The 24,292-nt window shown below is 54.1% G+C and carries 27 protein-coding genes and 4 tRNA genes; 18 read left to right on the top strand and 13 right to left on the bottom strand.

Annotated elements, in window-relative coordinates; all coding sequences use genetic code 11:
- Positions 1-316: 316 nt before the first annotated feature.
- Positions 317-1,528: a phage integrase gene (locus AB4N82_RS16855; RefSeq protein ID WP_460102304.1), complete on the top strand. Its 1,212-nt coding sequence runs from the start codon at positions 317-319 to the stop codon at positions 1,526-1,528.
- On the opposite strand, the gene AB4N82_RS16850 is transcribed toward AB4N82_RS16855, so the two are convergent.
- Positions 1,525-2,022 carry a hypothetical protein gene (locus AB4N82_RS16850; protein WP_460102301.1) on the bottom strand — a complete coding sequence of 166 codons (498 nt, stop codon included), beginning with the start codon at positions 2,020-2,022 and terminating at the stop codon, positions 1,525-1,527. The genes AB4N82_RS16855 and AB4N82_RS16850 overlap by 4 nt on opposite strands.
- 162 nt (positions 2,023-2,184) lie before the next feature.
- On the opposite strand from AB4N82_RS16850, the gene AB4N82_RS16845 reads away from it, so the two are divergent.
- The 3 genes from AB4N82_RS16845 (at position 2,185) to AB4N82_RS16835 (ending at position 3,658) form a co-directional block, all read left to right on the top strand.
- The gene (locus tag AB4N82_RS16845) at positions 2,185-2,388 is read left to right on the top strand and encodes a helix-turn-helix domain-containing protein (RefSeq protein ID WP_043050372.1); all 204 of its coding nucleotides are present in this window, start codon (positions 2,185-2,187) and stop codon (positions 2,386-2,388) included.
- A gap of 118 nt (positions 2,389-2,506) precedes the next feature.
- The gene (locus tag AB4N82_RS16840) at positions 2,507-2,743 is read left to right on the top strand and encodes a helix-turn-helix domain-containing protein (RefSeq protein ID WP_026067396.1); all 237 of its coding nucleotides are present in this window, start codon (positions 2,507-2,509) and stop codon (positions 2,741-2,743) included.
- Positions 2,744-2,899: 156 nt separating this feature from the next.
- Entirely contained in the window at positions 2,900-3,658 is a 759-nt protein-coding gene (locus tag AB4N82_RS16835) for a hypothetical protein (protein WP_460102298.1), read from the top strand.
- Between the two features lie 105 nt (positions 3,659-3,763).
- On the opposite strand, the gene AB4N82_RS16830 is transcribed toward AB4N82_RS16835, so the two are convergent.
- Entirely contained in the window at positions 3,764-4,129 is a 366-nt protein-coding gene (locus AB4N82_RS16830; RefSeq protein WP_460102296.1) for a hypothetical protein, read from the bottom strand.
- A 599-nt stretch (positions 4,130-4,728) separates the two neighbouring features.
- Here AB4N82_RS16830 and AB4N82_RS16825 point away from each other — a divergent pair.
- Positions 4,729-5,745, top strand: coding sequence for a hypothetical protein (locus AB4N82_RS16825; RefSeq protein ID WP_460102294.1), 1,017 nt, complete (start codon positions 4,729-4,731; stop codon positions 5,743-5,745).
- Positions 5,746-5,853: 108 nt separating this feature from the next.
- A complete protein-coding gene (locus AB4N82_RS16820; protein ID WP_460102292.1) occupies positions 5,854-6,690 on the top strand; it encodes a GIY-YIG nuclease family protein in 837 nt (278 codons plus the stop codon).
- Positions 6,691-6,921: 231 nt separating this feature from the next.
- Here AB4N82_RS16820 and AB4N82_RS16815 read toward each other — a convergent pair whose 3' ends face one another.
- Positions 6,922-7,683, bottom strand: coding sequence for a hypothetical protein (locus AB4N82_RS16815; RefSeq protein WP_460102290.1), 762 nt, complete (start codon positions 7,681-7,683; stop codon positions 6,922-6,924).
- A 402-nt stretch (positions 7,684-8,085) separates the two neighbouring features.
- Here AB4N82_RS16815 and AB4N82_RS16810 point away from each other — a divergent pair, with 402 nt between their 5' ends.
- The 9 genes from AB4N82_RS16810 to AB4N82_RS16770 all read left to right on the top strand — a co-directional run bounded on the left by AB4N82_RS16810 (position 8,086) and on the right by AB4N82_RS16770 (position 14,449).
- Entirely contained in the window at positions 8,086-9,006 is a 921-nt protein-coding gene (locus AB4N82_RS16810; RefSeq protein ID WP_460102287.1) for a hypothetical protein, read from the top strand.
- Between the two features lie 580 nt (positions 9,007-9,586).
- A complete protein-coding gene (locus AB4N82_RS16805) occupies positions 9,587-10,003 on the top strand; it encodes a DUF5681 domain-containing protein (RefSeq protein ID WP_017529439.1) in 417 nt (138 codons plus the stop codon).
- Positions 10,000-10,431: a hypothetical protein gene (locus tag AB4N82_RS16800; RefSeq protein WP_098467248.1), complete on the top strand. Its 432-nt coding sequence runs from the start codon at positions 10,000-10,002 to the stop codon at positions 10,429-10,431. The genes AB4N82_RS16805 and AB4N82_RS16800 overlap by 4 nt, the downstream gene beginning before the upstream one ends.
- A 202-nt stretch (positions 10,432-10,633) precedes the next feature.
- Entirely contained in the window at positions 10,634-11,467 is an 834-nt protein-coding gene (locus AB4N82_RS16795) for a hypothetical protein (RefSeq protein WP_460102283.1), read from the top strand.
- A 69-nt stretch (positions 11,468-11,536) separates the two neighbouring features.
- Positions 11,537-11,881: a hypothetical protein gene (locus AB4N82_RS16790; protein ID WP_460102280.1), complete on the top strand. Its 345-nt coding sequence runs from the start codon at positions 11,537-11,539 to the stop codon at positions 11,879-11,881.
- Positions 11,882-11,889: 8 nt separating this feature from the next.
- Positions 11,890-12,468 (top strand): tail assembly protein, encoded by a 579-nt coding sequence (locus tag AB4N82_RS16785; protein WP_460102277.1) that lies wholly within the window; start codon positions 11,890-11,892, stop codon positions 12,466-12,468.
- Positions 12,465-13,049, top strand: coding sequence for a tail assembly protein (locus tag AB4N82_RS16780; RefSeq protein WP_460102274.1), 585 nt, complete (start codon positions 12,465-12,467; stop codon positions 13,047-13,049). Before AB4N82_RS16785 ends, AB4N82_RS16780 begins: the two co-directional genes overlap by 4 nt.
- 52 nt (positions 13,050-13,101) lie before the next feature.
- Positions 13,102-13,572 carry a hypothetical protein gene (locus tag AB4N82_RS16775; RefSeq protein WP_460102271.1) on the top strand — a complete coding sequence of 157 codons (471 nt, stop codon included), beginning with the start codon at positions 13,102-13,104 and terminating at the stop codon, positions 13,570-13,572.
- 265 nt (positions 13,573-13,837) lie between these two features.
- A complete protein-coding gene (locus tag AB4N82_RS16770; RefSeq protein WP_460102268.1) occupies positions 13,838-14,449 on the top strand; it encodes a recombinase family protein in 612 nt (203 codons plus the stop codon).
- 6 nt (positions 14,450-14,455) lie between these two features.
- On the opposite strand, the gene AB4N82_RS16765 is transcribed toward AB4N82_RS16770, so the two are convergent.
- From AB4N82_RS16765 to AB4N82_RS16755, 3 genes are all read right to left on the bottom strand, one after another.
- Positions 14,456-14,944 (bottom strand): hypothetical protein, encoded by a 489-nt coding sequence (locus AB4N82_RS16765; protein WP_460102265.1) that lies wholly within the window; start codon positions 14,942-14,944, stop codon positions 14,456-14,458.
- On the bottom strand, positions 14,944-15,867 hold the full coding sequence (locus AB4N82_RS16760) for a hypothetical protein (RefSeq protein WP_460102262.1): 924 nt from the start codon (positions 15,865-15,867) through the stop codon (positions 14,944-14,946). The genes AB4N82_RS16765 and AB4N82_RS16760 overlap by 1 nt, the downstream gene beginning before the upstream one ends.
- Positions 15,868-16,040: 173 nt before the next feature.
- Positions 16,041-16,117, bottom strand: a tRNA-Arg gene (locus AB4N82_RS16755).
- A gap of 326 nt (positions 16,118-16,443) precedes the next feature.
- Between AB4N82_RS16755 and AB4N82_RS16750 the strand changes: the two genes are divergently transcribed.
- From AB4N82_RS16750 to AB4N82_RS16740, 3 genes are all read left to right on the top strand, one after another.
- Entirely contained in the window at positions 16,444-16,671 is a 228-nt protein-coding gene (locus tag AB4N82_RS16750; protein ID WP_032886764.1) for a hypothetical protein, read from the top strand.
- 11 nt (positions 16,672-16,682) lie between these two features.
- Positions 16,683-16,862, top strand: coding sequence for a PA3371 family protein (locus AB4N82_RS16745; RefSeq protein ID WP_032886763.1), 180 nt, complete (start codon positions 16,683-16,685; stop codon positions 16,860-16,862).
- A 389-nt stretch (positions 16,863-17,251) separates the two neighbouring features.
- Entirely contained in the window at positions 17,252-17,578 is a 327-nt protein-coding gene (locus AB4N82_RS16740; protein WP_003175643.1) for an Arc family DNA-binding protein, read from the top strand.
- Between the two features lie 107 nt (positions 17,579-17,685).
- Here AB4N82_RS16740 and mgtE read toward each other — a convergent pair whose 3' ends face one another.
- From mgtE to alaS, 7 genes are all read right to left on the bottom strand, one after another.
- A complete protein-coding gene (mgtE, locus tag AB4N82_RS16735; protein WP_032886762.1) occupies positions 17,686-19,128 on the bottom strand; it encodes a magnesium transporter in 1,443 nt (480 codons plus the stop codon).
- A gap of 339 nt (positions 19,129-19,467) precedes the next feature.
- Positions 19,468-19,544: transfer RNA gene (locus AB4N82_RS16730), tRNA-Arg, on the bottom strand.
- A gap of 72 nt (positions 19,545-19,616) precedes the next feature.
- Positions 19,617-19,693 (bottom strand) — tRNA-Arg (locus AB4N82_RS16725).
- A 108-nt stretch (positions 19,694-19,801) separates the two neighbouring features.
- Positions 19,802-19,892 (bottom strand) — tRNA-Ser (locus tag AB4N82_RS16720).
- Positions 19,893-19,954: 62 nt separating this feature from the next.
- A complete protein-coding gene (gene csrA / locus AB4N82_RS16715; protein ID WP_003175645.1) occupies positions 19,955-20,143 on the bottom strand; it encodes a carbon storage regulator CsrA in 189 nt (62 codons plus the stop codon).
- A gap of 175 nt (positions 20,144-20,318) precedes the next feature.
- Positions 20,319-21,560 carry an aspartate kinase gene (locus tag AB4N82_RS16710; protein ID WP_032886761.1) on the bottom strand — a complete coding sequence of 414 codons (1,242 nt, stop codon included), beginning with the start codon at positions 21,558-21,560 and terminating at the stop codon, positions 20,319-20,321.
- 96 nt (positions 21,561-21,656) lie between these two features.
- Positions 21,657-24,275 carry an alanine--tRNA ligase gene (alaS, locus tag AB4N82_RS16705; protein ID WP_032886760.1) on the bottom strand — a complete coding sequence of 873 codons (2,619 nt, stop codon included), beginning with the start codon at positions 24,273-24,275 and terminating at the stop codon, positions 21,657-21,659.
- Positions 24,276-24,292: the final 17 nt, after the last annotated feature.

Raw genomic sequence — 24,292 nt, 5'->3', positions numbered from 1 at the left:
GGCGTCGTAAGAGGTACACCATCGCGAAAAATACCCGACAGCACCTGCTGTGAACATTGATCGGCGGCAAGGTTCGATTGTTGTTTGAAAAGACCGAGCACGCACAAAAAAGCCCCGCCCAGAATAGTCTGTGCGGGGCTTTGGAACTGGTGTCCCAGGGCCGGTTCGAACGGCCAACCTTCCCCTTAGGAGGGTCATATCAAGCCCAGCCAACATTGAGGTAGCCCAGTGTTTATTGGCCTTAGCGTCCGGTTGTGTCCGTAAAAACGACCCCGTATAGTTCTTTTTGCACCCACCATGCACCCATGGGAACAAATTGAAAGAGAAGCTAACAGCCAAACTGCTGGGATCACTGCAGGTCACTGGCAACGAATACGAAGTTCACGATACCACCGTCGGCGGTCTATTCGTGCGCGTTACTGCCGCAGGTGCAAAGTCTTACGTCGTCTCCTGGGCCCGTGGCCGGAAGAAGACTTTAGGCCGTGTCGGCATTCTCACGCTTGATCAAGCGCGCACTGAGGCCACTCAGTACCTCGCAGAAGCCCGATCACATGGAGAGCCTCTGGCGGTCACTCAAGGCCGAAGGGGCGCCACCCTACCCTCCTTGCGCGACTTCATTGATGACACCTATATGCCGTGGTTCAAGGCTCATCACAAAGGCCACGAGAAGACGCAGCACACCCTCAGTAATAACTTCGACCCAATCATGGCCCAGCGCCTGGACGCGATCACCGGACGAGACCTAGAGCAGATCCGCACCGGATGGATGCAAGCCGGCAACAAAGCTTCGACGGTGAATCGAAAAATGGGCTCGATAAGTGGTGTTTTCAGTCGTGCCGTTGAGTGGGAGTACATCGATACCCACCCGCTGACCAAGCTGAAACAACTCAAGGTCGATTCAAAGGGGGTGATTCGCTACCTGGATGCTGACGAGACCAGGCGTCTACGCGAAGCCCTGGACGCTCGACAGGATGAAGTGAGGGTCGAGCGCGAGAGTGCAAACAACTGGCGGACGGACCGCCACAGAGAGCCGATGCCAAGCCTGCTGGAACTGCCTTTCACCGATCACCTGAAGCCAATGGTGTTGGTATCGCTGAATACCGGCATGAGGCGCGGAGAGCTGTTCGACCTGAAATGGTCAGCGGTGAACTTCGACACGAAGACAATCACAGTCGCCGGGGCCACCACCAAGACAAGCGATACGCGCCACATCCCGATGAACAAGGAGACCATTGGTGTCCTGGAAGCCTGGAAGAAGCAGGTGAGCAAGTCGCCGTATGTGTTCCCAGGTCAGGGCGGCGGTCGCTTTGAGGACGTCAAAAGCGCCTGGCTCAAGTTGCTTGTGCGGGCACAGATCGACGGATTCCGCTGGCACGATATGCGGCACGACTTCGCTTCACGCCTGGTAATGGCAGGCGTACCGCTCAACACAGTACGGGATCTGCTGGGGCACGCCGATATCAAAATGACTTTGCGCTATGCACATCTAGCGCCAGGCACAAAGGCTGCTGCGGTGGAGTTGATCTAGAACGACGCCTCGAAAGGGACGATGGTTCGACTATCCTTATGGGCGTCTACGTGTTCGAGAAGATCAGTCCACCATAGGCGGAGGTTTGAACGATCAATGCGCCCGAGCCCTTCGACCTTCCAGTCGGTGGGAATCTTTGTCATGTGGCTCTCCCAAAAGCATCGTGAGGACTTGATCGTCTCCCAAATTCTTTGCTCCTCGTAGGTGAGAAGGGAGGGTAGGCGATAGCACATATTGATAAAACGCTCGCTCTCGTCGGCAGACCAAACTTCAGAGAAAATCGACCCAAGAGAGTAATTGTGCATCTCTCCATCATCAAAGTATGGGGTGTCTAAGTCAAAAGCGATTTCCTCAATAGCCGCCTCAACCACGCCGGTGATGGATTGCCTGCGAATTCGCGAGATGATCTCAATCATCATCTTCACCTTGGGGTCAAGACGGAGCGTCAACGTCTCCGTCTTTCGCGCACCTTGGCTGGGCTTGTTCTTGGCCATCACTTTCACCTATCAAATATGTGTCCTCCCCAATCGTACCTTTTGCATCCACCCAAGTCCATGCGTTCATAATTAGCCCGTGATTGCAGTTGACTACATGCAAATACAGCAATAGGATTCTCTTGTCGCCCGATCACTCTCATTGGGCATTTGGAGTTACCTATGGAACAAGCTCAGCAACAAATGGCGCCGCTGTCGCTAAGCGTCGAAGAATCGGCCCGCATCTTGGGCATATCTCGCTCGGCCACCTACGAGCTGATCGCTCAAGGCGAAATCAAGACTTTCAAGATCGGCCGCCGGCGCTTAGCGCTGGCATCCGAGCTGAAGGCCTTTATCGAGCGCGCGGCAAAGGTGGGCGCACGGTGAAGTGCGGAAAGAATAAGGAGTGGGAATTGCGCAGGACTGCGCGGGAGATTGCCAAGGCGGTGCTAGAACACCGCCTTAGCGAAAACACACTGGATAGCACCAACGTGAAGGGCAAACTATGACACGCCATTCTTCAACTGAGCAAGACCGCAAGATGATGGAGGCCCTGCGAAACGGGCCGGTATCGACCATCGAGGCCGCAAAGGACCTGGATATCGTCCAGCCCCCCAACACCATCCGCCGCCTCAGGAAAAAGGGTCACGAAATCCGCACCTACTGGACGCATCAGTCCACTGAGCCAGGACGACCGCCACACCGCGTGGCCAAGTACATCCTGATGCGCGAAGCGTCGTAATCCGGAGATCGCAAGGGACGCCGCGAAATTGCGACGCCCCTTGCGCCTGCCTGCGAGCTGCTGGCGGGCTTCAGCACGTTGTTTATCCAGCCGAACTACGCTGAGGTCGATTCAGTGGAATGCCTAGCCACAAAACTACTTAGCCGCGGCGACACGGTGAGCATTGAGCGTGGGCAGCTCGTCATTCAACCGGCGAGCGGCAAGCCCGTGCCGCCTGAGTGGATCAACACCAACCGGGCCAGGCTTTGCCGTGAAGCGCTTATTTCATTAGGCCTGGATGCTTTCGAGTACACGGATTATTCAACTGGTCACTATGGCAAAACCCGGAGTGCCGGTATCACGTTGCGGTTCGTCTCGCTAGTAAATGGGGAGTCTGTATACGCCGTTTTCAATGCAGACCTGACCCGTCAGCGGAACACAGCCGCAGCTAAGGCTGGCACGCTGCTTCCCAGGGGACAATTCCGTATAGGTAAGCGCAGCCACTTCTACAAATTCTGGATGGGCACGGGCTTGCCATTTCCTCGGCGCCTTTCAGCTATGCACGATTACATGGGGAAACTGCGTGGCGTCATGCTGACCGGATTGCTGACTGACGACCGTATTAACGCGGGCACTTTGGCGCCTATCAGCCTGACTGCCGAGCAATTCAGAAAGGCAATTTTGCCGGACAAATTCCGGACAATATCCGGACAACTGCCGGACAACTGCCGGACAAGAGCCCCGGACAAGGAAAACGCCACAGCCCTTGCAGTGCGCGGGTTACAGCCGATTCCAACTACGTGCGTTTCAAACCACGAAAACAAGTTAATAAGAAAGGACGAATATAAGACAGCTTCCATAACTGATTTACCTATCCCTAAGCCTCCTCAGGATCAGAGTGTTGATGAGTGGTTGGAGGCATACAGCTCCACATGATCTACCTTGCCGAAAAGCCCCCCGCCGCCAGCAAATGAAAAAAGGGCACCACCCTGTTTCGGGGTAGTGCCCTCGATGCCACGGAGGTTCCGATGTTTGTCAGCCCTACTCCAACAACACCGCGCGGTATTGCTGATCGCCGCCCAGGTCATCCGAGCCGAACAGAGCCTGGTTGACGGCCTTCCTACTCTCAAGCAGAAGGTCGTGCTCATCATGAGTGCCAATGTCCGCCGCAACCCACTCAGGGAGCTCCTGACGCCGCCGCAACTCGCACAGGTGCGTCCACCATCGGGTAGCGTAACGCCGCTCTGCGAGAATGATTTCAACCACTAAGGTTCGTTGCTTCTCGGTGAAGAGGGGCAGGTGTAAGGCGCTAGAGTCGCCCACCTCAGTGCCTGCAAGGCCCTGCCCTTCAAATTCGGACTTATCTTGGCCTTTCAGGTCGTTACTGATATTTTGGTAAAGTTGCATGACGTGTCTCTCAAGGTTGCGTCGTGTGATCGCCAGGCCGCTGTTAGCGCAGCGGCTTGGCACTTTTTCTAAGATGGACCAAATCTGGACCATCGGCCTGATCGTCTAATTTCTCGGCCGATCAATCGGCGAAATATCCCGCCGGTTACTACTTACCCTTCTCGCTGATCCACCCTGCCGCCCAGCTCAAGGGGTCTTTCGACTCCATCGGCTTGAGTGGCTTCCCGTCGCGTGCCGCTTGCCTACCCTCCTCCTCTGTCTCTGTGTGAATCCACATCGTGGTGTTCTTGTAACCAGCTGCGCGTTGTCGCTCTTTAAATGCGCGCTGCCGCAGAGTGTTGGGGCTTTCGGTCTTGTTAGTCATCTGGCCTTCTCATTACCGGTAACGCAGGCCATGCTGTCACACCATTACCGGTAACGCAAGGCAAGGATTCAAAAGATTGTAGGATCTCGTATCGAAGCTTCTGACGTGCCAAACAGATTTGAGCTTGATTTGATCGATACAGATCGTAAGTTCACAGCGGCCCCAAGCTTAACGGGATCTGCAAAAAAACCATTCTTGATGGCATAATGCCCTCGAAAATCAAGGATGGCTAAAAATGACCGCAGATAACTCCGCTGAAATCTTAAATAATCTCCATATAGATAGAATAATAAGAGCACGGTATTTATTTACATTTACACCAATACTTGTAGCGGCATTATTAAAGCTCTATATAGATACAAATTTCCACCCAGATCAAACCTTAAAGTTAACGATAGCAGAATACCTATACCCAGCTTTTATAGCCGTGAGTTTTATTTCCGCATTGCTTTGGTACCTACAAACCGGCTTCAGAGATAGAAAAATATTCGAACAACAAGCAAACTTTGCTACACCGCAAGCCGAGAGCGAACTAGCACACAATGAAAAAATCGTCGAATTAGAAACTAAAATAAAATATCTACAAGCCCTTAGCTCTGAAAAAATTGAGAGCGTAAGCGAACATACACACGCCATTCACAACACATTTAATCCCGCTCTAAACACAGCTGAAAAACATAACTATCGACAACGACTAAATTTAATAATCAACCTATCAAGAGACCTGTCCTTCAAAAGGATAAAAAATGAAATTAGTCGATCAGGATTTCGTGGCATTGTTTATCTTACAACTGGTGTATGCCTAGCCATACTAGGCATCTTAGGACTGGCCGGCTTTGTATTCCCCGGCGCATTCGGAACTTACTCAAAGCTATTTGATAGCGTGCCCCCAGTTGGAGCGAGCGAATATGCAGTTGCAATTCACTACACTTCCAGGTTTTCATTAATTATCTCCATTGAGATTTTAGCTTACTTCTTTTTGCGGCTGCACAAGTCGAACCTAGTCGACGCTAAATACTATCAAAATGAGCTAACTAACCTTGAGCTAAAATACATATCTCTCGACGCCGCTCTTTACTTGAAACGTGCAGATATAACACACAAAGTAATTTCAGAGTTTGCTGAAACGGAAAGAAATCACATCCTTGAAAAAGGTCAATCAACTATTGAATTAAAGAAAATAGAGTTAGAAAAAAACCAGTTCATTGAAATCACTAAGTCTCTAGTTACGCTAGCCCCTAAATCTAAATAATCCAGCATAGCTAGTTTTACGTGCGAGCGCGTTGACTACCTGATGCGCAAAAATTTAAGACCCGTCGGATAAATGGATTGAATTCCGATAGCAAGATACGGAGATTGTATGATGGTACCTGGCTACATATACATACTACAAAACCCTCTTCATGGAGCCTATGTAGTTAAGATTGGTCTAACAAAAAGAGAGCCTGACGCTAGAGCAAGAGAACTATATGTAGGTTCCTCTGGAGTTCCCACTCCATTCGAGATAGCTTTCGCCTATTCCGTGGGTGACTGCAAAGCGGCCGAAAAGCGAATCCACAAACGTTTTGCAGCATTTCGCCTTAATGGGCGCCGCGAATTTTTCCGCATATCCCCCGACGTTGCCGCCTTCGTAACGCTTGATACATGCACAAAACTGAATGAAGAGCTTGGGCTGCCCCCTCCTGTAAAATTTGAAATTAAAAAAACCATATCCGAACCAAAACGACTTCCGGGTTGCGACAGGAATTCCGAAGTGGATGAAGACGAAGATGAATATATAGAAAGAAACCTTCAGCGAGTGGAGATAAATTCATTAAGAAATGCCCCGCTCGGCACCAGCACCCTGACCGCAGACCAACTTGACCGCATACAAATCTTAAAGTTACAACTATCACGACTTTTTCCTGAAAAAATCCAAGAAATGCTGGATGGATTTAGCCGTGATAGAACGCCAGAACGGGAAATTCGGATCTGGGAACACATTACGAAAGCCTACTTAACAATCGAGCAAGCAGAGTTTGCTAGCGAGGACTTAAAAAACGAAGCATTTATTTTACTACTAATGCGTTCAGGCTCTTCAACAGACGACGTTCTAAGCAGGATCAAACTTAAGCACTTTACACCGAAGGCAGCGAAGAAACTATTACAAGCATATGAGATGAGGCCAAAACCTATCATTGTGAGATTCAATTCATAGCAACTTAGCCGTTAGTTAGTAGGTTTACGATGCTAGGCGCGAAAGTCGTTTACGCGAAATGTGACGATTTGGTCTCACTGAGACGTTTTGGTCTCACTGGTTCTTTCAATATCATCGGTCATGAACTCCGTAATTTGGCCTCTCCCATCGTGCATGGGCATTCACGCGGAGCCAAATTGCGGCAATAAGCAGCTTTTTTACCTTAGAGAATCAGACTTTTTCAAGAGAAAATCACCACGTGTTATAGGGGAAATTCTTGTGCCACGCTGGCTTATCTTTCATGTGCGACACGAAGTGATCAATCACGGCCTTCGCAGCCAGGTGAGGTGCTGGAGACAGCAATATTGCTTTCCAAACACCCTCTACTTCGGGGCCTGAAGATCTCCGATCAAGCGTCTTCATGTGCACTATGCGATCCCTCGTACTCTTCAAATGTCTGTAGCCTTGCCAGCATCTGGTGCCTTTCGGGGAGGAGCAGTTCAATACCTCAGGAAGAACGGCCGTTAGCTTCACATCGAGCGGTGTGTGCCTCTCTACAGTGGCTTTACTTGACGCTTCCAGGACAATGTCACTCCGATTGTGATGGGCATAAATGTAGTCCTCAGGGATCGCCTCGTTTACGAAAGCCTCGACTGCAGTGAAAGCGAGCACTATTGATTCAATCATTCGCTCAATGAAGTCAAAAGCTTCGCCGTCAGTGCTAAAACTGACTTCCCTGTTATGAGTTTTGTCTATTCCACTTCGCTCACGAATTCCGCGTGCAGCAATGAACGCGATCGCCGCCGAATTGAGTAACAAAGCTGAAGCATTAGGGAGTGGGATAGTCAGTTGCTTCTTCTTTGTCATTTGTATCACTGACGATAGAGTAACCCGTGTTCCCGCGGGCGAAGTGACACCCGTCCAAGGCGGGGTGAACTCCTTTGTAAGGTGGGTGATTAGCTGGAGCCTCCAGTCGTCGCCAACGGCATTCTGTGGTTTTTCAAAAGGCTTCATATGCACTCGAAATTTAGTCGGATTGGTTTGCGAGTATGGCTAAGATTGGACCATGCAGCAGATTATCGAAGGTAATGCTGATCCTGGCTCACGTTTTTGAGCGATCCGAACACCTACTAGGTATGACTTCAAATCAGCCCCCCGTACCGCACCAATACCGAGGGGCTAGTGCCACAGGCCCTTGTTAAATTTGATCGTTGCGAGACAGACCAAATGAGCCGACTCGGATCGTTTCGTCTGTTGACGACCGGCGCACGCAAGAGACGCCATTGAGCTCAAGACAAGGAGAGCGACTCCCCCAGCGCTGCCTCCTTAAACCAAAGTAGCAATCATCACTTTCTAGCTTGATTTGCCACAAAGGGTGTGGCTATTTGCAATCATACCCACATGGATGACTGACCAATGGCGAACAAACGGAAGATTGCTTATGCACACCACCTGCCAGGGTGGAAATTTGAGGGCGGCAACCGAGAAGTCTTGAAAGCAAGCAGACGTGTGGCACCGGATGAATATGAAGAGGAAATGAGAGGCGCCTTGTATTGCCCCGGATGCTTCACCAACGTCGAGCGCACCCCCAAAGAAAAAGACTTGTTTACGAACCAGCGTGACCCTTTTTATCGGCATCTGAAGCGATGGAGTCATGTCGCATGCGTGCTGAGGGCCAAGAAGCCCATCGGCAAACGATATGACACATGGGAAGAGGCCAAAAGGGCGGTGGAACACGGACAGCTAGCGGTAGTGAATGAGTTTTTGCAAGAAAGGCCCGAAATCGACTTCACGCCAAGCGAGGAATATGACGAAACTCCTGTCGAGGATACAGACGGACCGCCATCGGAAGTACCCATAGGTCGACACCAGGGCGAATCGTTCGAGCTTCCGAGCAAAATAACAACTGTCGCGGGAATATGCCGTAATTTTGAAAAGAACAAAGACAAGTACTTCGTTCTCCCTGGAGCAATTCACGCGGTGAAGCTCGCAGAACTCCTCACCGACGTGGCTGACCTAAAGTGGGACGTCCTTGATAAAGCTCAAACGCCAAAGCTCTATTTCGGGAAAATCCTACGCAGCTGGAATGCAGGTAAGTACAGCACCTCCATCAGAATGACTCGCCTGCGATGCGGTAAAGGAGTGGGTGACTTCACGGTTAAAATGCCAGACGGCTTTTGTCAGGCGAAGAATATTAATGACGTGTCAGTGGGCAGAATCGTGATGTTTTACGGAGTCATAACAAGGAATGGCGGAGGGCTCGGGGTCGAGCACCTTGCCTGGGGCGAGATTGCGCTGGTGCCGAAGAAGTACAACGAATTACTCATTCCCGAGTAAGCCCAGCTAGCGCAGCCTGACAGCAGGCCGGAACAGGCGCGCGGCGATGATCCACCACTGGTGGAAGATGCGTCCAAAGCTGGACACATCAAATCCGCGCCACGTTTTCATATCTCGCAAAACGTGGCGCGCAACCTGATATCCCAAAACGGTAGGTCAGCCCTCCCCGCTCCATCCTCAATCTGAGATCGGACTGAGCCGAAAACCCGGCTGTGTATCACTTTGCCTACCCCCGACTTACTGCAACAAAATACCCCTCTCCAGCCCTGCCAAAACCAACTATTTCGGTCCCGTTCAATCCAGTTACGTGTAGCACCTGAGGTGCACCTAAAAAGCACTGGATAAATGATCAGATCATGCCTAATGTGAGTTTTTGAGCCACTCAAAACCCATTCGAGGCAGCACCCATGAACACAGCTAAGCCCGCCCGAGGACGCCAGCACAAACCAACTCGATCCGAAGTTGCCGCCGCCTGGGGCCGCCTTCGCGAAGCCGCAGCAGACGGAAGCGTTCAAGCATCCGCCCTGCTGATAGCGCTCGCCGAAAACAAACCGGTCATCGCTATGGAATCGCCCGCCGCATGACTGATCGCGATAAAGCCGGCAAATGGAAGCCCGGACAGTCGGGTAACCCAGGCGGCCGCTCCGGCCAGACGCAAGAGCTGCGCGCCCGACTCGCAGAAGGTGCAGACGCCGTGACAAAGAAGGTTCTGACAGCGGCCAAGAAAGGCGATATGCAGGCTTGCCGTCTGATCCTTGAACGCCTCGTACCGCCAATCAAGCCAACTGCCGAGACAGTGTGCTTCGACCTGGACGACACCGACCTGCCCAGCGCAGCCAAATCAATCCTTCGCGCAGTTGCCGCCGGCGAGCTACCGCCCGACCAGGGCAAGGCATTGATCGAGGGGCTAGGCGCTGTTGCGCGAGTCATCGAGGTTGCCGAGCTACAGAAGGCCGTCGAAGAACTCCGCGAACAGATGGAGGGAATGCGGCAATGAGCATTAAGTGGATGCGGGCCGAGCTCAAGCGAATTGCAGAGAAGATCGGCACCGAAGACGAAGAGACAGTGCTCGTTATGTTGACGGTGGTGGACTGCAGGGTTGACGCGGTTGAGGGGGAGATGGATTACCCCGAGACAGTGGGCCATTCGTTCAACTATCCCGTCCAGGGCGTACAGACGGTCATGCACTTCCCACTGCGCACCATGAACAGCTATGACGCGGCCAATCTGGCAGAGGCGTTCATTCTCCACGTCCGAGCAATCGAAAGCCTCCGCCGCCCTGCTCCAGTAGGTGTGATGGATATGCGGCCATTCCCAAGTCCTGGAGCCTGGATCTTCCCGCCAAAGGCAGACGGGCAGGACATCAAAAAACACGTCGCAGAACAGTACCGACTGATCATCGAGGCCAGCCATGAACATTCGTAGCCAGGTTTCCAAGTTGCGTCAGCAATCCGGGCATCACTCAGTTCAATCGTGACGTGCGAGAGATCAGCGCCCTTATGGACGAGTTGCACGCAGCGGCAGCCGGCGGTGGCGCCCGGGAAAACGTTTCCCTACTCCAAATCCTGAGCGAATCCTCAGACCAAAAACCGGCCGCCCCACGGCCAGACAATCAAAAGGTAACTCCATGAAAATCGGCAAACGATCCGTCCTCAAAGTTGGCTTGGCCAACCTCCATTACTCCGAATACGAGCACTCCCAGGTAGAGGCAAGAACATTCAACATTCAACGACCCGATGGCACCAAAGGCACCTGGCAGGCCGGTGGATTGCTGAAATCTGTTCGCCATTTGCAGGGCTTGTCGCTGGAGGCGTTCAAGGACCTCGGAGAAGAAATCCTCTCGATTCGAGGGAACAAGGACCTCAACGCCGCTGCCATTGAGCGCAAGGGCAAGGAGCAGATTGATGGAATCATTCCCGCCCTGATGCCGGCGATGGAGAAGGCAGCAAAAGATATGCTCACGTTGGCCCAGACAGTGGCCAGCGGCTTCGCAGCGGTCACGCCGCGCGCTAGCTCGGACGTCGTTGGTTTCCTGGCTGATCAGGAGCTGCGAGCCATCGTGCGAGGCCTCAAGCCGGAGGAGCGTCAGCGCCTAGTAGCTGAAGCGCGCGCAGGCAGTCACCCCGACGTTGTAGAGGCGGTGCTCAGGGCAAACCCAATGCTCTCCGGGTTATCGCAAGAGGCGGCTGACAGCCTTTCGCGCGCAGGCATTGCCGCGTCACGCACCGAAGACATTGAAGGGCTCAAGCAGATGCTAGCTATCTACGATGACGTGCTGGCCACCGCCTCCAGTGCTGGTGTTGCACTGAGCGGCATGGTTGCCAATTCGAATGGTTACACAGGCCGATTTGAGAAGTGGCGATCGGGCTGCGAGGGCTCCGAAGCGCTTCGCGAATGGCTGGCGAAAATGCCCACTCGCACCTCTGCAAAAGCGACCCCTGATCAATCTGAAGCGGCCTAACTGCCCATACGTGCGCTGCGCAAGTATTGGTAGCGCCGATCAGCCGGCTGATTCTTTGAGTAAGAAAACATGACGTTTCAAGAGCGCTTTACCGAGGCGTGCAAAACGCAGAAATTCAAACCCTACGAACTGATCCAGGGGCCGGACGCCGGCTACACAGTATGGGAGGTCCAGCACGTCAGCGGTGGCCAACAGGTGACAATCGACGGCCCCTTCTTCACCGAGGAAGAGGCCAGGGTTTCGGCCGACCTGCTGAGGGGTACATTCCGAGGCGCCCGGGCCAGCGAGGCGATCTACAACCGGGTGTGGAACTACGACCCGCGCCAGGAGCAATTGACCATCGATCAAGCACGTATGTCGCGCGCAGTGCTCGCCATTCGCCTGGGGCTGCCAGCCCCTTCGATCACCGTATAGGAGGCCACATGGCCGCTACAGCATTCGATAACTCTCCTATGACCACCATTAAACTATACGGCCAGCTCCGGCAGTTCGGCAGGTCCTACGACCTTGCAGTGCGGACACCGGCAGAGGCCTTGAAAGCACTGTGCGTGCAGATTCCCGGCCTGGAGCGTTTTATTTCAAGCGCCAGGTCGCGCGGGTTGGTGTTCGCCGTTTTTCGAGGCAAGAAAAACATTGGGGAGAGCGAGCTCAACTACCAAGGCCAGGGCGACATCATCATCGCTCCGGTGATCGTAGGCAGTAAGCGGGCTGGCATCTTGCAGACGATCATAGGGGCTGTACTGATCGTTATGAGCCCCTTCACGAATGGTGCAACTCTCGCGCCGGGCATCGCCTTGGCCGCCGGCGGCGTGATTCAGATGCTGAGCCCGCAAGCCCAGGGCTTGAAGTCCAGCGCAGCGCCCGAGAACACACCTGGCTATGCTTTTGGTAGTGCGAAAAATACTGTGGCATCGGGCTTACCAGTGCCTCTCTGCATCGGCCACCGCCGCTGGGGTGGCGCGATCATCAGCGCTGCTATTTACGCTGAGGATCGGGTATGACTGCCATTGAATATTCACCGCGCACAACCATTCTGCTCAGTGGCTCACTGGCCAAAAAATACGGCCGTCGACACACCTATGCCCTGTCCGCTCATGGCGATACCAGGGAGGCGCTTAGGGCAATCGATGTGAATCACCCGGGCTTCCTGAGCGACATCGCGCGAGCAAGGTCTATCGGCCTGGAGTTCGCAATTTTCCGCAATAGGAAGAACGTCGGCGAATCCGAGTTGACTCTCGGCGGGGCCAGGGAAATAAGGGTGGTTCCAGTGATCACCGGGAGCAAGCGCGCCGGCATACTCCAGACCATCGTCGGCATCGTGTTGATCGTGGCCAGCGCATTTACCAACGGCGCAACGCTTGCCCCTGGGATTGCGCTCGTGGCTGGCGGGGTTATCCAAATGCTCAGCCCCCAGGCCGGCGGCCTTAAGACCAGCGCGGCGCCGGAGAATACTCCCGGCTACGCCTTCGGCAGCGCCAAGAACACCACGGCATCCGGTAACCCGGTACCGCTCTGCTACGGTAAGCGCCGGGTAGGAGGCGCGATCATCAGTGCAGCCATCTACGCTGAAGACAAAACTTGACGCCTGCATCAATGATCATGCCTGATCAGCACTTTTCCAAGGAGGAAATCGTTTGAATACTCGTAAGCTGATCTTTCGTTTCATCTCCGATTCACCCTGGAGCGTTCGTGAAGGTCTCTCAGTTAGGCTTCCTGAGGGCACTGAGGATAATCGAGCCTTAGGCGTTCACTACGTTTATTGGGCAAATGAGAAGCGCAATGGCGATGCGTTCGACACTGGCGGAATGCTTTTAAAGGTCGTTGATTGGTCTAAGTCCGTCAGCGAGGGCGGCGAGATTTGGACTTTGGCCTTTGGTGCTGCGGTTCAGGTTCCCGGATTAGTAAGCGCTATGTTCTCTAAAGAGGAGATAGTTCTGGAAGGCACCGTAAAGACCTTTTTTGAGCAGGGCGAAATCATTGATTTAACCGCCGTCAAACCTGCTGATCGCGGCTATTACATTTTGCCGATCGATTCCGCCAAAGACGCGATGTCCCGATACTACGGCGTTGATTCAACTTTCATAACTGTGAAGATAGAAAAATAAAACCCAGATAACAGAACCCGCTCCGGCGGGTTTTTTGTAATCGGGCAAAAACAAGATTGACCTAATTTGAATCTGTATCGGCACCTCATGCGAAGCGGGCTTGGGGAAAGAGGTGGGGCAACGAAAACGTCGACCAAGGTCGTCTCATTGAGTATGCCTATCCAGATACAGGCTTATTTTGCCTGTTTCGGGCTTTCCGCTTGATAAGTAACACCCAAAGTGCAACATTATTAGTAGAACGCCCTAACTGATACAGGCACCTATCATGTTCATCCGCGCATACCTTCGAGCCTCCACCGAAGACCAAGACGCCGGCCGCGCCAGTGCCTCGCTTGAGCAATTCACCAGCGAACATAACAAGGTCATTGCAAGCGTGTACCTGGAAAATGCTAGCGGCGCCACAGCCGACCGGCCTGAGCTGCTGCGCCTGCTCAAGGATGCACGCAAAGGGGATGTGTTGCTGGTGGAGTCGATAGACCGGCTTTCACGCCTCCCCGCGGAGGATTGGAAAAAGCTAAAGGCTGCGATCGACTCAAAGGGCCTGCGCATCGTCGCGCTCGACCTGCCGACCAGCCACCAGGGAATGCAGGACACCAAGGGCGACGAGTTCACCGGGCGGATGCTAGGTGCGATCAACTCAATGCTGGTGGAGATGATGGCCGCAATCGCCCGCAAGGATTACGAACAGCGCCGCGAGCGCCAGGCTCAAGGCATCGAGAAGGCTAGGGCTGCCGGTAGGTATCAGGGCCGGCCGGTAGACGAGGAACTTCACAAGCGGGTAAAGGAATTGCTCGGTGCGGGCCTGGGCATACGAGCCACGGCAAGGCATGCAAAGTGCTCAACGACCACAGTTTTGAGAATAAAAAATGGAGCTTAGTAGCAGTTACTTTTTATCAACGACGGGCTTTTTCTTTTCGTTGATCATTTCGTTATATCGCCCTACCTGAAGTTGCATTAACTGATTGGGGAGAGTCAATGAGATGATAAACGCAAGGGTCGCAAGCGAAAGGTAGGTTCTCTCGACCCACACAAGAATCTCAGCCACACCCGTCGCCTTAGTAAGCAGATTTGCAACGAACACCATCCCTAGAACGCTCAGATACAGCATGAACAACCATTTATAGCGAATTATTCGGTTTACAAAGGTCGTTTTCTTCGACGCGGCCTCCCGCCAAATTTTCGCGGTAGGCTTCGGCTCGATAAGCAGGGTAAGCACGGTCATTAAAAAGCCGGCCAAAATAGAAAAAACGTCAGTAATCATCGACCTTGCGTCGTTATTTTCGTGCACTAAGGGCTGGCCGTACCACCCACACCAAACGCTAACGAATAATGCGCCTAGAAAAAACGCGATACGACGCCAGTCAATGTCCATTATTGCTCCAGCAGTTTTTGTTTCTTGAGTTGCCCCATGTACCTGACCATAGCATCCCAGATCTCAACGTGACTTAGAGACGTACCCACCCTCTCAACGTAAATGCTGGAATGTAGCTGGACATCATGGCTAGTGATAGGCGTTCCGTCACGGGTAACAATAGTAAAGCTGTCTATGGGGGAATCATCATCGGTAAGCACGTCATTGGCTAGGTCAGTAAGCGTATCCTGAGATTCCACCGTCGCGCGAGAGTTGCCTTCTAGACCTATTTCGAGCGCTACTACCATGTTTTCCAATGATTTTTCTTGAGAACGGTTAGGATCTTTGCTGATCAGCGCTTTCACCTCATCACCAACAGAGGAAAGCACACCGCCGAACCATCCCTTATCAGCTTTTGGCAGGCTCAATTTATAAGCGTTGACGTTCAGTCGGATAGACCTAGCGCCCTGGGCATTCAGGATCGCAACTTGGTTGATGTCGCTTGAAGGATGAAACTTGACAGGGTCTAGTCGGTATTTTTGCGATCTGATCAGCGTATAAAAATATCCCGAGCACTTTTGCTGGGTCAGACCATGGCCGCAAAAAAGAACGTTGTGCTCATTGACGAGCGCGTAGCATTCCCCGGTTTTGATTTCTTTACCTACGGGAGCCCCGAGAACACCTTCATCATCGAGTTTTCCACCCGCCTTGGGTGTCAGTGTCGCACCATGCGTACCAGGTGCGTATCGCGCTAGATGGTAGAGCCTTCCTACTGGCGAGTCTCGGAATCGTTGGATGCGTACGACATCCTCAAACATGAGGCGCTCCGTCTCACCAATGCTCAATTTGTCAGAGATCTCGATCAGCGCTTCGCTGAAATCGACCAAGCCTCCATCTGCATCCATCACCCTGAAGCAGTAAATCCGTTTGGTAACTCGGCTCATCTAAACATCCCGCATCCGAAATTGATGAAGATGCATAAACGAATGTTAGCCCTGACGATGAGCCCAAGCGAAAAGCGGGCAAGAAAAGCGAGGGGTAGACATCCATTTGCACCCACTACGCACCCACGAATAAAAACTACGCGGGGCAAATTCTTCTAAACCATTGAATTATATGGTGTCCCAGGGCCGGTTCGAACGGCCAACCTTCCCCTTAGGAGGGGGATGCTCTATCCAATTGAGCTACTGGGACAAATGACAGCCGTCGGGCCAAGGGCATTGCGACGGACGGCGTGCATGTTAACGGCCGAGTTAGGTTTTGTCATGTCGTCCGTGGGCTTTTTGAGTGTAGGAGGATCCGCGCCCCGGAGGTTGCGGTTTCGACCCGCAAATACGGGCACTCAGGCCAATCGTGCAAAATGCACTCCCCCAAAATGCCAGCATTGCAAATTGCAAGCCTTTGACATCTTTATAAATACCTAAACCATTGATTTTATTGAACTAATAGATTGGCACGACACCTGCAATACTTCTCCCATACCACCCCTTCAGCCACGGCGTTAAGCGGAGAACATGACCATGAACAGTGCCCTTTTGTTAACCCTTAACGCCATCGCTCTGGCTACGCTGGTCACATTCCATTTTCAGTCGGCGGGCGATAATGACCCAGCACAGATCAGCCAGGCTGTTCCGCACCACTTGCAACAACGCCCGCAGCTGGCAGTCATGACGCCGAACGCGCAATCCCCGGTACGCTTGACTCAAGGCACTCAGGCCGCCCCGGCCTCCGAACACTGGGTTTTTTAAGGTAACCGCTCATGACCAAAACTGCCTGGCTTTTTCTGTGCCTGACCACTGTCACTGGCATCTACGGCTTGGGTGCCGAGTCCCAGGACACTCAACTCAACGCACTGATTGCGAGCGGTGTCTGCGCCTGCATTCTACTGCTGACCCTTGTTATGGGTCGCCGCATCAAATTCGACCCGGTTTTGCGCTGACCCCCTCCCCCTTCGTCCTACCTTATGTCGCCTCGCCCTAGTAAATCGGCAAATTGCCACTAGTCTTAAAGACAGGGGCAAAAGGCCACTTTGCTATACGATGTGCCGCCCGAATGCCCCGTTGCGGCCCGTTCTACGGGAAGATCGTCAAGCGCCCCTCTCGCAGAAAAGTTTTCTAACCAGTCCGCAAAAATGCAAATCAGTGCTGGCATAAAGCCTTTAGGCAGTTCAATATTTGTCACAGAATTGACGCCAAGGAACTGGCAAATCTGAGGCATGATGCGGCCTCTTTGCAATTCGGGTTGAACTTTGGTCGTGAGTCTTGTCTTAACTCTCATCGCTTGCGGCCAATTCCAAAAACCGCTCCCCTGAACTAACCGGTTAAATATATGCGCCCATTGAAACAGGCAATTTATTCCAGCCGTACGGCTGACAAGTTCGTCGTACGTCTGCCAGACGGAATGCGGGAACGCATTGCCGAGGTGGCTCGCAATCATCACCGCAGCATGAACTCCGAAATCATCGCGCGCCTGGAACAGAGCCTTATTCAGGAAGGTGCGCTAGGTGACGAGTTGAGCATGCGCCTGGATAGTCCTGAGCTGTCACTGCATGAACGCGAACTGCTGCAGCGTTTTCGTCAGCTCTCCCATCGCCAACAAAATGCCCTCGTCTCGCTTATCGCGCACGACGTAGAGGCGGCCGCAGAAGCCAATTGATCTGCAACTGAAAGCCGAGGCCAGCCATGTGCTGGCTTTTTTTTGCCCGGATTTTAGAAAGATAACGCGAGGCTGGGGGGCAAATTTGCCCCCGCCGTCGGAAGGGATCAGAGCAGGAAGATCGTCGCCAGACCCAGGAAGATAAAGAAGCCGCCACTGTCGGTCATGGCGGTGATCATCACGCTGGCGCCCATGGCTGGATCTCGGCCGAGGCGCGCCAGGGTCATGGGGATCAGCACACCCATTAGCGCTGCCAGGAGCAAGTTGAGCGTCATAGCGGCGGTCATCACCACCCCCAGCGACCAGCTGCCATAGAGCAAGTAAGCCACCAGACCAATCACACCACCCCATACCAGGCCGTTGATCAGACCCACTGCCAGCTCCTTGCGCAGCAGGCGGGAAGAGTTGGCGGTACTCACCTGATCCAGCGCCATGGCGCGTACGATCATAGTAATGGTCTGATTACCGGAGTTACCGCCAATACCTGCCACAATCGGCATCAACGCAGCCAAAGCCACCAGTTTTTCGATAGACCCCTCAAAAAGCCCAATCACACGAGAGGCTATAAATGCCGTGATCAGGTTCACCGCCAGCCAGGCCCAGCGGTTATGCAGCGAACGCCAGACCGACGCAAAAATATCTTCCTCTTCACGCAAACCCGCCATGTTGAGGACTTCGGTTTCACTCTCTTCACGAATAAGGTCGACGATTTCGTCGATGGTCAGACGGCCGATCAGCTTGCCGTTCTTGTCGACCACGGGCGCCGAGATCAAGTCGTAGCGCTCAAAAGCCTGCGCCGCGTCGTAGGCGTCTTCGTCCGGATGAAAACTGACGGTATCGCTAGCCATCAGGTCAGCAACCCTTTTTTCAGGATCGTTGACCAGCAGCCGCTTGATCGGCAGCACGCCCTTGAGAATGCCTTCGTAGTCAACCACGAACAGTTTGTCGGTATGACTCGGCAGCTCTTTCAAACGACGCAGGTAACGCAACACCACTTCAAGGCTGACATCCTCTCGGATGGTGACCATCTCGAAGTCCATCAGCGCGCCGACCTGGTCCTCGTCATAGGACAACGCGGAGCGCACGCGCTCACGCTGTTGGCCGTCGAGTGCCTCCATCAGCTCATGGACAACATCACGGGGCAGCTCAGGGGCCAGGTCAGCCAGTTCGTCGGCGTCCATTTCCCTGGCCGCAGCCAGGAGCTCGTGATCGTCCATGTCGGCGATCAGGGTTTCACGAACAGAATCGGATACTTCGAGCAGGATGTCGCCGTCGCGGTCGGCCTTGACCAACTGCCAGAGGGTCAGTCGATCATCGAGCGGCAAGGCTTCGAGAATGTAGGCAACGTCGGCGGAGTGCAGATCATCGAGCTTGCGCTGCAATTCGACGAGGTTTTGCCGGTGAACCAGGTTTTCGACGCGGTCGTGGTTTGGACCTTCCTGACGATGCGTAAGGTCTTCGACCACGCGCTGGCGCTGCAGCAGCTCAATGACTTGAGCCAAGCGATCTTGCAGGCTTTCTTGTGTTTTCTTTACTTCTACTTCGGTCATAGGCGAACTCCACTCCCAGCAGCGGGGCACGCCGGAAGGATCAATCAGTCAATTCATGATTGGTAAAGCGGGGTACTGAGTAACTACTGGGTAAGTCCATGGAGGTATTCCACAAGCCCCGGCGGGGCTGACGGGCGCAATGATACACCGACCGACCATCTTAAATGTCAAAAAACTGGAAAGAACAAGCGCTTGCGAGCCAAAGCTGAGTATTGGCTGCATCTTAGAACTGCGACGCCACGGCGCGAAGGGAAAACACACAAGGAAGGAGAAAAAGATAAAGTCCGACACAAACCCCAGACGGCAAAAAGCCCGCACTAGGCGGGCTTTTTGTTTGTATGGTGCACTCGACAGGATTCGAACCTGTGACCGCTCGGTTCGTAGCCGAGTACTCTATCCAGCTGAGCTACGAGTGCAGATTGTGTTTTTAGACCAGATCACAACTGGTTGAAGCCAAGTTAACCGCATTACTGCAACTAACTCTTAAATGGTGCACTCGACAGGATTCGAACCTGTGACCGCTCGGTTCGTAGCCGAGTACTCTATCCAGCTGAGCTACGAGTGCATTTGTTGCCGCGCATTATAGGCCGTTCAATCTCTATGTAAAGCTATTTTTTCGTTAATTTTCAACAACTTACCGAAAAAACCAGATTGCAACGTACTAAGCAAATAATGGCGGAGAACGGGGGATTCGAACCCCCGACACCCTTTTGAGGTGTACTCCCTTAGCAGGGGAGCGCCTTCGGCCACTCGGCCAGCTCTCCGCAACACGGGGCGTATATTAACCACGTTCCTCCCCGTTTGCAAACATAAAAAACGATAAAAATTAAAGGCTTGGTTCTTCGTCCTTCTCTTTCTTGATCCGCAGGTAGATTTCCTCGCGGTGGACCGCTACCTCTTTCGGAGCATTAACCCCGATACGTACTTGATTGCCTTTGACGCCGAGCACGGTCACGGTGATTTCGCCATCACCGATAATCAGGCTTTCTGCGCACCGACGAGTCAGAATCAGCATACCTTTCTCCTCACGCATTTCATTTCAGGAACAACAGTCTGCAAAAAAAAGGCGTTCGACCTACGACCCGAGAGTCATAGCCCTAACGACCTAAGTATTGTCGAGCGCACACAAAAGACCATGCGCCCTACAAAAAAAGGAAAGGCGCGGTAGACCGCGCCTTCCTGGCACTACATCACTCGCCCTGTCGGGCCGGAGCGTCTAGCTCAAACGCGGTATGCAGCGCGCGCACAGCAAGCTCCAGGTACTTCTCTTCGATCACTACCGAGACTTTGATTTCAGACGTGGAGATCATCTGGATATTGATGCTTTCCTTGGCCAGAGCCCCAAACATACGGCTGGCAACGCCGGCATGGGAACGCATGCCCACACCCACGATCGACACCTTGGCAATCTTGATATCGCCGACCACTTCACGGGCGCCAATCTCGCTCGCGGTGTTCTCCAGGATTTTCAATGCCGCATCGTACTCGTTGCGGTGCACAGTGAACGTGAAATCGGTGGTGTTATCGTGCGAGACGTTCTGCACGATCATGTCGACTTCAACATTCGCATCACTGATCGGGCCCAGAATCTTGAAGGCCACGCCCGGGGTGTCTGGCACGCCACGGATCGTCAGCTTGGCTTCATCGCGGTTGAAAGCGATGCCGGAAATGATCGGCTGTTCCATGGATTCCTCTTCATCAATAGTAATGAGGGTGCCCGGACCCTCTTTGAAGCTGTGCAATACGCGCAGCGGAACGTTGTACTTGCCGGCGAACTCCACCGCGCGGATCTGCAAAACCTTGGAACCGAGGCTGGCCATTTCCAGCATCTCTTCGAAGGTGATCTTGTCCAGACGCTGGGCCACGGAAACGACACGCGGGTCAGTGGTGTAGACGCCATCCACATCGGTGTAGATCTGGCACTCATCAGCCTTGAGAGCTGCCGCCAGGGCCACGCCGGTAGTGTCCGAACCGCCACGCCCGAGGGTGGTGATGTTGCCGTGTTCATCCACACCCTGGAAGCCCGCTACAACTACCACGCGGCCAGCTTTCAGATCAGTGCGAATTTTCTGATCATCGATCTGCAGAATACGCGCCTTGGTGTGCGCACTGTCGGTGAGGATACGCACCTGGCTGCCCGTGTAGGACACCGCAGGCACGCCACGCTTGTTCAGGGCCATGGCCAGCAAGGCGATGGTCACCTGCTCACCAGTAGAGACGATCACGTCCAGCTCACGCGGGAGCGGTTGCTGGTCGCCACTGATTGCCTTGGCCAGCTCGATCAAGCGATTGGTCTCGCCGCTCATGGCCGACAGCACCACCACCAGGTCGTCGCCAGCATCGCGGAATTTCTTAACCTTGTCGGCAACCTGCTCGATTCTTTCGACAGAGCCGACCGAGGTGCCTCCAAATTTCTGTACGATCAAAGCCATTTCTAAGCCGCCTCAGCCCGTAAAGGGGCGCCTAAATATCCAATCAACCAGCACCGAACAAGCCCGCGACTAGACCACGGGCCAGTTAACAGCGCCTTAAATACCTGCCTCGACAAACGGCACGGTCAGGGCCAGGGCCGCATCCAGAGCACCGGCATCGACACCACCGCCTTGCGCCATGTCCGGACGACCACCGCCCTTCCCGCCCACCGCCGCGGCGGCTTGCTTCATCAAATCACCGGCCTTGAGTTGGCCAGTCAGGTCTTTGGTTACACCGGCAACCAGAACGACCTTATCCTCATGGACACCGCCGAGCAGGATCACTGCGCGGCCGAGCTTGTTCTTCAACTGATCGACCAGGGCCAACAGCGCCTTACCATCCTGACCATCCAGGCGCGCCGCCAGGACTTTCACGTCCTTGACGTCCACCGCAGAAGACGACAGATCGTCGCCCGCCGCACTGGCTGCCTTGGCCTGCAACTGCTCCAGCTGTTTTTCCAGAGCACGGTTACGCTCCAGCACGGCGGACAGCTTGTCGATCAGGTTGTCGCGGCTGCCCTTGACCAGGCTGGCCGCTTCCTTGAGTTGTTCTTCGGCCGCATTGAGGTAGGCCAGGGCCGCAGCGCCAGTCACCGCCTCGATACGTCGCACACCGGAGGCCACACCGCCTTCACTGATGATCTTCAGCAGGCCAATGTCGCCCGTGCGATTGGCGTGGATACCACCACACAGTTCCACCGAGAAGTCGCCGCCCATGCTGAGTACGCGCACGTTGTCGCCGTACTTCTCGCCGAACAGTGCCATGGCGCCCTTGGCCTTGGCGGTCTCGATATCGGTTTCCTCGGTTTCAACCGGGGTGTTCTTGCGCACTTGTGCATTGACGATATCTTCCAGGGCCTTGATCTGCTCCGGCTTAATCGCTTCGAAGTGGCTGAAGTCGAAACGCAGACGCTGGCTATCGACCAACGAACCCTTCTGCTGGACGTGCTCACCCAGCACCTGACGCAATGCAGCGTGCAGCAAGTGAGTGGCCGAGTGGTTCAAGGCGGTTGCATGCCGTACTTCGGCATCGACCTGCGTGTCCACTGGCGCGCCGACCGTCAAGTTGCCCAGCACCAACACGCCGTGATGCAGGAACGCACCGCCGGTCTTGGTGGTGTCACGCACTTCAAAACGACCCGATGTCGAGCTCAGGAAACCACAGTCACCGATCTGGCCGCCCGACTCGGCGTAGAACGGCGTCTGGTCCAGGACCACAACGGCTTCGTCGCCTTCATTTAGAACGTCGACCGACTTGCCATCTTTATAGAGGGCAACGATCTTGGCCGAGCCAAGGGTCGCCTTGTAGCCAGTGAACTCGGTAGGCACATCAACTTTGACCAGGGTGTTGTAGTCCAGGCCAAAGGAGCTGGCGGAACGAGCACGTACGCGCTGGGCTTCCATCTCACGCTCGAAGCCGGCTTCATCAATGGTCAGCTCGCGCTCACGGGCGATATCAGCGGTCAGGTCCATCGGGAAGCCATAGGTATCGTAAAGCTTGAACACCACATCGCCCGGCACCACGGTGCCTTTGAGCTCAGCCAGGTCCTGTTCCAGGATCTTCAGACCGTGCTCCAACGTCTTGGTGAACTGCTCCTCTTCAGCCTTGAGCACGCGCTCGATGTTGCCCTGCTGCTGCTTGAGTTCTGGAAACGCTTCGCCCATCTCGGCCACCAAGGCGGCAACGATTTTGTAGAAGAAGCTGCCGGTGGCGCCCAACTTGTTACCGTGGCGGCAGGCTCGACGAATGATGCGGCGCAGCACATAGCCACGGCCTTCGTTGGACGGCAGCACACCGTCGGCAATCAGGAAGCCGCAGGAGCGAATATGGTCCGACACAACCTTGAGCGAAGACTGGCCCTCATTGGCGCAACCAATGGCCGCCGCCGACGCGCTCAGCAGGTTGGTAAACAGGTCGATTTCATAGTTGGAGTGAACGTGCTGCATCACCGCACTGATCCGCTCCAGGCCCATGCCGGTGTCCACCGACGGCGCCGGCAGCGGATGCAACACGCCATCGGCGGTGCGGTTGAACTGCATGAATACGTTGTTCCAGATCTCGATGTAACGGTCGCCGTCTTCTTCCGGCGAGCCCGGCGGGCCACCCCAGATGTCGGCGCCGTGGTCGTAGAAGATCTCGGTGCAAGGGCCACATGGGCCGGTATCGCCCATCGTCCAGAAGTTGTCGGAGGCGTAGGGCGCGCCCTTGTTGTCGCCGATGCGAATCATGCGCTCGGCAGGCACACCGATTTGCTGGGTCCAGATGTCATACGCTTCATCGTCCGTCGCGTAGACGGTGACCCAGAGTTTTTCCTTTGGCAGCTTCAGCACGCCGGTCAGGAAGGTCCAGGCGAAGGTAATCGCATCTTTTTTGAAATAGTCACCGAAGCTGAAGTTACCCAGCATTTCGAAGAACGTGTGGTGACGGGCGGTATAGCCGACGTTTTCCAGGTCACTGTTCTTGCCGCCGGCACGTACGCACTTCTGGCTGCTGGTGGCGCGGGTGTAGGCGCGCTTTTCCTGGCCCAGGAAGCAGTCCTTGAACTGGTTCATCCCCGCGTTAGTGAACAGCAGGGTTGGGTCATTGCCTGGGATCAAAGAGCTGGAGGCGACACGGGTGTGACCTTGCTCTTCGAAGAAGCGAAGGAAGGCTTCACGGATTTCTGCGCTTTTCATTAGGTTCTTCCACGGAG

The sequence above is a fragment of the Pseudomonas sp. H1_D04 genome (assembly GCF_054683855.1).
The sequence above is the reverse complement of the archived record's forward strand: the minus strand, read 5'-3'. Positions and strand labels throughout refer to the sequence as shown.